Origin of the sequence: Streptomyces sp. NPDC002742 (genome assembly GCF_042888885.1) — a bacterium.
Lineage (GTDB): Bacteria > Actinomycetota > Actinomycetes > Streptomycetales > Streptomycetaceae > Streptomyces.
The window spans coordinates 58,354-68,120 of record NZ_JBIAQF010000040.1 but is presented as its reverse complement, the minus strand read 5'-3'; the positions used below and the strand labels follow the sequence as shown (position 1 = coordinate 68,120).

Annotated in this window: 8 protein-coding genes; 4 read left to right on the top strand and 4 right to left on the bottom strand. The window is 70.3% G+C overall.

Going from position 1 to position 9,767, the window contains the following annotated elements; genetic code table 11:
* A partial coding sequence (locus ACFYW8_RS40970; protein WP_389091347.1) for a 2-oxoacid:acceptor oxidoreductase family protein occupies positions 1-432 on the bottom strand: 432 nt, incomplete at its 3' end.
* 413 nt (positions 433-845) lie between these two features.
* Between ACFYW8_RS40970 and ACFYW8_RS40965 the strand changes: the two genes are divergently transcribed.
* The 4 genes from ACFYW8_RS40965 to ACFYW8_RS40950 all read left to right on the top strand — a co-directional run bounded on the left by ACFYW8_RS40965 (position 846) and on the right by ACFYW8_RS40950 (position 5,383).
* The gene (locus ACFYW8_RS40965) at positions 846-1,523 is read left to right on the top strand and encodes a TetR/AcrR family transcriptional regulator (protein ID WP_389091343.1); all 678 of its coding nucleotides are present in this window, start codon (positions 846-848) and stop codon (positions 1,521-1,523) included.
* 126 nt (positions 1,524-1,649) lie between these two features.
* On the top strand, positions 1,650-1,823 hold the full coding sequence (locus ACFYW8_RS40960; RefSeq protein WP_389091339.1) for a hypothetical protein: 174 nt from the start codon (positions 1,650-1,652) through the stop codon (positions 1,821-1,823).
* A gap of 444 nt (positions 1,824-2,267) precedes the next feature.
* Positions 2,268-4,016: an MFS transporter gene (locus ACFYW8_RS40955; protein ID WP_389091334.1), complete on the top strand. Its 1,749-nt coding sequence runs from the start codon at positions 2,268-2,270 to the stop codon at positions 4,014-4,016.
* Between the two features lie 389 nt (positions 4,017-4,405).
* The gene (locus ACFYW8_RS40950) at positions 4,406-5,383 is read left to right on the top strand and encodes a DMT family transporter (RefSeq protein ID WP_389091332.1); all 978 of its coding nucleotides are present in this window, start codon (positions 4,406-4,408) and stop codon (positions 5,381-5,383) included.
* Here ACFYW8_RS40950 and ACFYW8_RS40945 read toward each other — a convergent pair.
* The 3 genes from ACFYW8_RS40945 to ACFYW8_RS40935 all read right to left on the bottom strand — a co-directional run bounded on the left by ACFYW8_RS40945 (position 5,306) and on the right by ACFYW8_RS40935 (position 9,758).
* Positions 5,306-5,995 (bottom strand): TetR family transcriptional regulator, encoded by a 690-nt coding sequence (locus tag ACFYW8_RS40945; protein WP_365880976.1) that lies wholly within the window; start codon positions 5,993-5,995, stop codon positions 5,306-5,308. The genes ACFYW8_RS40950 and ACFYW8_RS40945 overlap by 78 nt on opposite strands.
* Positions 5,996-6,279: 284 nt before the next feature.
* Complete coding sequence (locus tag ACFYW8_RS40940) at positions 6,280-8,058, bottom strand: NAD(P)/FAD-dependent oxidoreductase (RefSeq protein WP_389091327.1); 1,779 nt, start codon at positions 8,056-8,058, stop codon at positions 6,280-6,282.
* Positions 8,059-8,090: 32 nt separating this feature from the next.
* On the bottom strand, positions 8,091-9,758 hold the full coding sequence (locus tag ACFYW8_RS40935) for an NAD(P)/FAD-dependent oxidoreductase (protein ID WP_389091322.1): 1,668 nt from the start codon (positions 9,756-9,758) through the stop codon (positions 8,091-8,093).
* Positions 9,759-9,767: the final 9 nt, after the last annotated feature.

Genomic DNA, 9,767 nt, shown 5'->3' with positions numbered 1-9,767 from the left:
CATCGTCGTGAGCGGGACGGGATGGACGTTGTAGCCGTCCAGCGAGCCGTCCTCCAGCGGGTTGGCCGCGTAGCCGACCTTCTGCATCGCCCGTTCGGTGAACTCGTCCGTGTCGACGATGATCTCCGCGCCGCGTGGCACATCGGCGATGTTCGCCTTCAGCGCGGCCGGGTTCATGGCCACCAGCACGTCGGGCGCGTCGCCCGGCGTGAGGATGTCGTGGTCGGCGAAGTGCAGCTGGAACGACGAAACGCCCGGCAGGGTGCCTGCGGGCGCGCGGATCTCGGCAGGGAAGTTCGGCAGGGTCGAGAGGTCGTTGCCGAAGGACGCCGTCTGTGAGGTGAACAGATCACCTGTGAGCTGCATGCCGTCGCCCGAGTCACCCGAGAACCGGATGATGACCCGGTCGAGCCGGTCCGTCTGTTTCGTCACCTGCAAGTGCCTCTCCCTGGGGCGGAATGCGCGTGCGCGGGCATGCACCCGCAGAGCCGTCGCGCTGAACGAGGGTTGGGCGCCCGCTGTGAGACTAGGGGGATCCCCAGGGAATTTCAATGGGCGTTGAATTGTGCCGCGGAGGGCGTGTGGTGCCTCGGATCGGCGCGTTGTGCAGGCCTCGCTCAACTGTGCTGGTACCGTGCCGAAAGCCTGGTCACGTACGGGAGTTGGGGATCGTCGCAGATGAGCCCAAAGCTTTGACCTGAGAAGTCACCGCGTGTAGACTTCATGGTCGAATGAATTATTGTGCGGCTCGGCGTCACGCTGTCCCGTCGTCGCGGACACCCGTGTGGAGACCGGGCGGCAAGCACGTCCTTCGGGGGGACTCGTGATCGAGAGGAAGTGCCGCCGTGGCCGAAACTAGGGGTACACCCGGTACTCGCCAGGCCATCATGCGGTCCGCGGCGGATCTCTTCGCCGGGTTCGGCTACCGCAACACCTCCCTGCGCGCGGTCGCCGCCGACGCCGGATGCGACCCCGCCCTGATCGGACACTATTTCGCCTCCAAGGAGGCGCTCTACGACGCCGTCGTCGCCGAGACGGTGCGGCCGGCCGAGGTGTTCCGGGAAGCGATCGGGCGACGCGATCCGGACGCGGCGGAGTGGCTGCTGCGCCACGCGGTCGCCGACTGGGGTGACCCCGTGCAGCAGCGGCGCATCCTCGGGGTGCTGCGCTCCGCGCTCGATCTGCCCGCCGCCAGGGAGCGGTTCCGGCAGTCGCTGGTCCCGGAGGGGGTCGCGGAGGCGGACGAGATCAGGCTGGCACTCGTCAGCAGTCTGCTCGTCGGAGTCATGACGTCCCGTCATATCGGCTTGCTGCCGCCCGAGTTCGCCGAGGGCGGCGATCCTGCCGAGCTGGTGCGTGCGCTGGCGCCGGCGGTCGCGGCGTTTCTGGTCGCGGACCCGTCCGAATTCGCTTCTGCCGGCCCTGGGCCTGTCTCTGGCCCAGTCTCTGCCCCTGCCCCTGTCTCCGGCCTCGGCTCGGTGGCCGGGTCCGGATCCGAATCCGGTGAGCGGGTCGGGCAGTGAGTACGGCCGGGGTCATGTCGTACATGGGCCGGCCTGTGTGACGCCGGGTCGATCGCGTCACTGAGCGCCGAGGTTGCGCGGTGTGAGCGCCGCGTCCCTCGGGGGCGGACCCGGAGTCGCGGCGGCGTGCGAGGTCGATCCTGGCCCGCACTGCCCGCACTGCCCGCACTGTCCGCACTGTCCGCACTGTCCGCACTGTCCGCACTGTCCGCACTGCCCGTGCTGCCCGTGCCGATGCTGAACCATGTGCGGGGAACGCCGGGGCCTCTCGAAGCCGGCGCGACGGCCGCACGCTCCTGAGCGTCCGCCCCCGGTCCCCCAGTGGGCACGGAGGCCGGTGCGGCGGCGCGGCCCATCTCCCGGATCTCCCACCGGCTCCACCCTGCGCACGGAGCGCACGGAGCGCACGGAGCGCATGAAGCACGCGACCGCGCCCCGCTCGTGAACCTGCTCGGCGGCCGCCGGTTCAGCGGCTGTCGGCTCCAGGAGGTGCGCACCTTTGTCGGGGTGCCCGACCCGCGCCCGTCCGGGTGATCCGGAACTGCGCAGGGCATGCCTGCTGCTGACTCTCCCGTAGGTGTCGCTGCACGTCAACAGCGTTTGCTCGAAGGCGCATTGGTGATGTCGCGGCTGTCCGGAACGTGACCGTCGAGCTTGCGGTTTGGAATTCAGTACTCGTAGACTTCATTGGAGAATGAATAACTCGCGGGTGCTGTCAGCGGACGGCGTACCCAAGGAGGGAACATGGAATCGATTGACACGGGCGTGAAGGCGACAGCCCCGCCCGGTAGTTCGCCCGGCGGGGGGTTCGTCGCGAACCCCGGGCGCTGGGTGATCCTCGCCGTCACGCTGTCCGCCATCTTCATGCAGATGCTGGACACCACGATCACGATGGTTGCCCTGCCCTCGCTGCAGAGCGACCTCGGTTCGACCTTCGCCGAGATCCAGCTGGTCGTGGCGGTCTACTCGCTCGCCTTCGCGTGCGTCCTGGTGACCGGTGGCAGGCTCGGCGACATCCACGGCCGCCGTAAGATCTTCCTGATCGGCATGCTGGGCTTCACCCTCGCCTCGGCGCTGTGCGGTGCGGCACCGAGTTCGACCTTCCTGATCGGCGCCCGGGTGCTCCAGGGCATGTGCTCCGGGCTGATGTTCCCGCAGGTGCTGTCGATCATCCAGGTCACCTTCTCGGCGAAGGAGCGCCCCAAGGCTCTCGCGATGTACGGGGCTTCGATCGGCCTCGGCACGGTGCTGGGACCGGTGCTCGGCGGCTGGCTCATCCAGCTCGACATCCTGGACACCGACTGGCGCGCGATCTTCTACGTCAACCTGCCGGTGGGTCTGGTCGCCCTGCTCCTCGGCCTGGCCAAGATCCCGGAGTCCTCGGGGGACGGCGCCCGGCGTCTCGACGTGACGGGGGCGCTCATCCTCAGCACGGGGCTCTTCAGCCTGATTCTGCCGCTGGTCATCGGGCGTGAACACGACTGGCCCGGCTGGAGCCTGGTACTGCTGGTGCTGAGCCCCCTCGTGCTGGCCGGGTTCTTCGTGTACGAGAGCAGACTGTCGAAGCTGGCGGACAGGTCACCGCTGGTGCCGAGCGGGCTGTTCAAGGAACGGTCGTTCACCGTCGGTCTCGTGATCAGCGTGGTGTTCTTCGCCGGAATCCCGTCGTTCTTCATGGTCTTCTTCATGAGTCTGCAGATCGGCTTCGGTTACACCCCGATCTCCGCCGGTTTCGTCAGCCTCGGCTTCGCCGTGCTCATCGCGGTCGGGTCCGCCCGTTCGGCGGCTGTGGTCAAGAGGCTCGGCACCAAGACCCTCGCGGTCGGTACGGGGCTGCTGCTCGTCGGCATGTCAGGTGTGATCGGCACCCTGCACTGGGCTGGATCGGACCTGCACGGCTACCAGCTGATCCCCTCGCTCATGGTCGCGGGCCTCGGCGGCGGGTTCTTCCTCGCTCCGTGCACCGGGATCATCCTGGCGGGCATCCGCTCCCGCGAGGCCGGTTCGGCGTCGGGCATGCTCGCCACCGTGCAGCAGGTCGGCATCGCCATCGGCATCGCGATCGCGGGCATCCTGTTCTACGGGCTGCTCGGCTCGAACGCCGACGCGGCCAGCCGGACGGCGCTGCCGGTACTGCGCGGCGACCTCGCCGCGGCCGGCCTCTCCGACGCACAGCAGTCGCAGGTCACCAAGGGCTTCCAGACCTGCTTCCACGACAAGATGAACCAGAAGGATCTGACCGCCACACCGGCGAGCTGCGCGGCCATCCAGAAGCAGATGGCCGATGCGCCGGTGCCGGCGGAGACCAGGGCGAAGGTGCAGGCCGCGGTGCTCGGCACGGCCGTGCCCGAGGCGCGCAGGACCAACTTCGGGGACAGCTTCGAGCAGGTCGTGTACTGGCAGATCGGCTGCTTCGGCCTGTCCTGCCTGCTGGTCCTCGCCCTTCCGAAGATCCGCCCCGAGGACGTCACGGACGTGCCCGGAGGCGCCTGACCGGCAGGCCGGACACCGCGACGGCGCCGGCCGCGCGAGCGAGGGTCGCTGCGTCGCTCGCCGGGGCCGCTCTCCGCTGACAGCACCGTGTGCGGGGTCGGGGAAGGCCGGCACGAAACCACCGACAGGGCGCTCGCCGGGCGGAACGTCGTTCCGGCATGGGCGCGTCGACGGTGTGACGGTGCGTCATGCCGACACGTGAACGCCGGGTCGGTGGCGCGCGCCGACGGAACAAGGACCGGGGCGCTCCCCGCCCCGGTCCTCCCCGCGTCCTTCGGCGGCGCGCGGTGATGCGGCGAGGGCCGCTGCCCGCAGGGCCTCCTGCTCCCCGCTTACCGAGCATGTGTGACTGCCCGGCCCCGCTCCCCCTCGCGATGAAGGGACGAACCGTGTTCTCGGTTCTCACGCTCGGTGCGGCCTCCGCTCTGGCCTATGCCGGTGCGGCCGTCGCGCAGCGGGCCGTGGCGTCGACGGTGCGTGAACGGGGGAGCCGCGGGGTGCTGCGGGGAGCGACCTGGTGGGTCTCGCTGCTGCTCAACCTGCTGGGCGCGGCGCTGCACACGGTGGCGCTGCGGTTCGGCTCGCTCGTCACGGTCCAGATGCTCGGTGTGCTGACCCTGGTGGCGGCTCCCCTGCTGTCCGCCGCCGTGCTGCGAAGCCGCGTGACCGCCGCGCAGTGCTCCGGCATCGCCTGTGCCGTGGCGGGTGTGGCGGGGCTGCTCTTCCTGACGCGGTCCGCGGAGGCGGGCCGGACGCTGGCTCCCTCTCAGACGGCCGGTGTGGTCGGCCTGACCGCAGGGCTGCTCGCGGTCGCGACGGCGGTGGCCGTCACCGCCCGGCGGACGATGACGGCCAGCCTGTGGTACGCGGTCGCCGCCGGAGTCGCCTTCGGGGCGGCCTCGGCGCTGACGCAGACCGCGGTCCTGGAGCTGATGCGTGACGGTGGGCCACGACTGCCGTTCTCGGCGGTCCTCCTGGCCATCGGCGTGGTCTGTCTGGCCCTGACGGGTCTGGGCCTGTGCCAACTCGCCTACCGTGGCGGCCTGGAGGCCCCGCTCGCCACGATGACCCTGGTGAATCCGGTGTTCGCCGCGGTCATCGGTGTCGTCGTCCTCGGTGACCGTTGTGCCGGCGGAGTCCCCGGTGTCCTGGCCGGTGCGGCAGCCGCGGCCACTGCCGGGCGGGGAGTCTTCGTACTGGCGCACACGCTCCGGACCGACCGGGGCCGACCACTTTCGGACAGGCGAGAGGCGGTTCCCCGGGCAGGCCGGTCCGGGACGGAGCGGTCCTCAGCCCTCGGCGAGCCGGTCGAAATGGACCTGGACGGCGGGCACGAACCACTCGATGAGTTCCTCGAAGTCGAGTGAGGCCAGTGGTTCCATCCGCAGGACGTAACGCAGCATCACCAGGCCCGCGAGCTGGGCGGACACCAGTGACGCGAAGGCCGGGACACGGTCGCTCTCCCCGGGAGCGATCCGCCGTACGCAGGCGGCGAAGCTGTCCTCGATCCGGTCCCGGAAGTTCTTGGAGGTCGCCTCGTCCGAGAGGCTCGTCCGGTAGACGGCGATCAGCGCGGGCCGGGTCGACTCGTCCTCCCAGAAGGACAGGAAGGTGCGGGCGATCTGTTCGCCGCGGCGCTCCGGGGCCGCTTCGGGGTCCGAGTCGGTCAACGAGTCGAAGAGGGACGACACGTCGATACGGGACGAGACCGCGTCCTGGAACACGCCTTCCTTGTTGCTGAAGAAGTGGTGGATGAGCGCCGGGTCGACCTGGGCCTGCTGGGCGATGCCGCGCATGGTGGTGCCCGAGTAGCCCTTGGCCGCGAAGAGTTCGAGCGCGGCCGTGAGGATCTGTTCCTTGGTACTGCTCTGGCCCGGTCGCCGGCCGCCACCGCGCGAGGGCGCCGGGCGACCGAGGGCGGCGACGCCCGGCTGTGCGTCCGCGGGCGAAGCACAGGGGATCCCGTTTCCGGTACTCACCAGTCCCCCTTCGGGTATTAATTCATTCTTACAGGAAATCGACCATATCAGCATTCCACATGGGAAGACTCCCCGGTAGGGAGCATCGCGGCAGTCAGGGGTGGTGTCGAGGCCCCGTCGCGAACCGGCGTACGAGGTGGCCGGATTCGATCAGCCACGCCGATGCCGTAGCCCCCCGCGCGACAACGAACCGCCGCCCCGGAGCCCGTGTGGGCGGGCTTCGGGGCGGCGGTTCCCGCGGCCGGATCCTCGCGAGTTCCTGTGGGCCCGCTGTCCGTCGTGGCCTACCGTTCGATGTCGGGCAGGACGGTGGCTCCCGGAGTGAGGACCCGCCGAACCATGTACGGCGCCCTGAGCTTGGCCCAGAGCAGTACCTTGACCCGTTTCAGCGGCGTGAAGTTGTAGTAGCGGTCGCCCGGATCGCCGAAGGCGAAGAGCGGCGGGACGAACGACGCCTTCTGCAACTGGCCGAAAATTCGCCCCGCGGCGGCACCCGGTGCCAGCCGGTTGTCGGCCACCTGCCGCGCCACTTGGTCGAGGTCGTCGAACAGTGCGACGAACCCGGGGTAGACCGGGAACCACAGCCCCCCTCCCCGGTAGCGTTCCAGCTCCCGCCACTGGTCCGGTCGTCCGGGCGAGGCGAGGGCGTCGTTGCGCGCCCGCTTGAGGGACAGGGCGGCGAACATGGAGTGCAGCAGCCAGACCCGGCAGAACGCGTTCCAGAGCCTGAAGTCTGTGGTCGCCGTCAACGCCGTACGCAGCAGCCGGTCCCCGTGCTCGATCAGCGAGGCCTGGAACGCTTCGAGGGGCCGGAACCGCTCCACCGACCAGTCCCCGCTGCGCGCGGCCGAGATGAGACGCGCGGCGGCCTCGTGGACCAGCTCCGCGGTCAGCGTGACATCGCGGGAGAGCGTGAAGTCGCAGCGTACGGCGGAGCGTTCGAGGACGACGAAGCCGTCGCCCGCGGCGGCGTTGGCGCCGTACTGCCACGGCTCCGAGCCCGTCCACGGGCGGACGGCGGTCGCCTCGGCGAACTGCCACCGCAGATCGGGGAACTGCCGGATCAGCTGCTGGAAGTCCTCCTCGGGCGAGGCCGACGTCTGCGGCCAGAGCTTGGGGTCCAGACTCACCGACACGCTCGTCAGCGACGTATCGCCGGTGCGCCGGTCGCCGAACGGGACCAGCTGGATCCATCCGCCGGGGAAGACCACCTGTGTCGTGCCCCCCGTCCACGGGGTGCCGCCCTTGCCGGGGTCCACCCGTTGCTCCAGCGGACGTACGCCTCGCAGATGCGCGGTGAGCACCCGCGAGGAGTGCCGCAGCGGGCGCAGCGCCGGGCCGGGGCCGAGGCGACCCAGCATCGGCGCGCCGGGCCCCGACATGTCGACCACGAACGCCGCCCCGACGCTGCTCCCGTCGGCCAGCTCGACGGTGAAACCGCCCGCCGTGCCGCGCACTTCGGTGAAGACCGGACGGCCCGACGGCACCTTGGCGCCGTATCCCGCCGCGGTCCGGTGCACCCACGCGTCGACGTCGGGCCGGTACAGATGGGACTCGCCGTGTTCGCTGGGCACGTTGAACTGCACCACGTGGTGCGGTCGTACGCGGGCGCCAGGACGCGCGTACACGAAGCCGATGCTCGACTTGATGCCCGAGGTGGAGCGGACTTCGGCCGGCAGTTCGCCGAAGTGCCCGAGCGCGGACAGCTCGGGTACGTCGTAGCGGCGCGCGAGCAGTTCGAAGATCTCCGCCGTGTAGGGGACCGTCGTCTCGCCCGACGGCGTGGTGGCATCGTGCGGTGAGTCCACCAGCACCACGTCGACCCCGGACCGGGCCAGGATCGCGGCGAGCATGCCGCCTCCGAGGTGCGCGCCGAGCACGGCGACCGCGTGCCGCGCCGGGCCGGCCGGCCGTGCCGGAACCGACGCCGGCGCTGTGGGCGGGCCGGGTTCGGCCGCCGGCTCGTACGGCAGAGCCGACTCGGCCGCCGCCACCGACTCGGCGCCCTCCGCCCAGTCCGGGCCGGGGCCCCCGGCGGATCGTGCGGTGGATGGTCGTTCCACGGGCTGTTTCCTGGGCATCGGCCCGTCCCCTCTCATGAGTGCCTGCGGAAGCGGGAACGGAGGAAGCCGCCGAGCGCGCCGGCCACCACGGGGCCGGTGTCCGCGGACGCCGAACCGCGCTTGGCCCAGTACATGGTGCGGATCATGCGGGCCGGATCGGGGTTGTAGAAGCGGTTCGCCGGGTCGTGCAGACCGAACGGCGGCGGCGCGTAACCGTCGTCCTGCAACAGGTCGAACAGCTCGCCGGTGGCCCGGTCCGACGTCATCAGGCCCGCCTCGACGTCCCGGCAGGCGGCCCAGGCGGCATCGGTGATCTTGTTGAAGCCGACACTCGCGGGGAAGAGCGCGCCAGGGTGCGGCTGCGCCTCCAGCTCCCGCCAGACCATGGGGTCCTTCGACCGCTCGAAGCGGACCAGGGCGTCCTGCGCGTTGAGGGTGCCGAGCACCGTGCCCAGCGCCCACATGCGAAACGTCGCGTTCCACATGCCGTAGTCGCGGAAGGACGTGAAGGAGGACGCCACCACCTCGTCGTGCGCGCGGACGAGACCCCGCTGGAGCGTCTCGACGTGCCTGAACCGCTCGGCCGAGAAGTCGTCGTCCTTCGCGGCCTCGATCAGCCGCCAGGCCAGCGAGTTGACCACGTCGGTGGTGTTGGTCAGGCCGCGCGAGTACAGCGCGTCCACGAAGTCCGCGGCGTGCGAGGTCAGACAGAACCGGTCGCCGACGACCTGGTGCGACGAGTACTGCAGCCGCCCGGTGGACACCCACGGCCGGGCCGCCCTCGCGTGCTCGAACTGCGGGGCGACGTCCGGGAACCGCTCCAGGAACTGCGCGAACTCCTGCTCCGGCGGCAGATCCGTCTTCGGGTGCTTGCGCGGGTCCAGCGTCAGGCCGACGCTGCACAGCCGGTTGGTGGCGCCGCGGTGGTTGTCGAACGGGATGACCCACACCCAGCCGCCGTCGAAGACGTGGTGCAGCGTGCCCTGGTGCCAGGGACTCGGGTTGCCGTGCTTCCGGCCGGCCGGGCAGTCGTCGTACGGCCGTACCCCGATCATGTGGGTGAAGAGGGTCCGCGAGTGGGTGCGCTGCTGCGGCACCTCGTCGCGCAGCGAGAACTTCCGGGCCAGCGGTGAGTTGTGGCCGCCCGCGTCGACGACGTACCGGGCACGGACCGCGGGTCCGTTCTCCACGGCGAGCGTGACCCCGGAGCCGTCCACCTCGACATCCGACACGCGTGTGTTGAGCCGCGGCACCGCGCCGTAGCGCACCGCGACGTTGAACATGTACGAGTCGACGTCCTGGCGGAACATGTGCGACTCGGTGGACAGCGCCACCGGGATCACGAACTGGTTGATCTCGCTGGGGACCTGGGCCTCGCCCTCGCGGTGGTACACGAAGCCGAAGTTGCGCTTCTGGCCCGAGTTCGAGGACACCTTGGTGCGCATCGTGGAGAAGTGGCTCAGATGCGCGATCTCCGGCACCCGGTAGCGCGCGGCGAGGATGCGCAGCATCACCGACGTGTACGGGATGGTGGACTCGCCCACCGCGAAGCGCGGGTGGGTGCCGGCGTCGATGAGGACCGTCTTCACCCCGTTGCGGCTCAGGATGGCCGCGAGGACGGAGCCGGCGATGCCGGCACCCAGGATGGCGACGTCATGGACGGCCTTGTCGGGCGAACCGGACGCGGGCGGCAGTTGCATGATGCTCGT

What these genes read in the sequence shown, in the direction of transcription:
- ACFYW8_RS40955 (WP_389091334.1), top strand. Translation starts at nt 2,268, where the DNA reads ATGGAATCGATTGACACGGGCGTGAAGGCGACAGCCCCGCCCGGTAGT.
- ACFYW8_RS40935 (WP_389091322.1), bottom strand. Translation starts at nt 9,758, where the DNA reads ATGCAACTGCCGCCCGCGTCCGGTTCGCCCGACAAGGCCGTCCATGAC.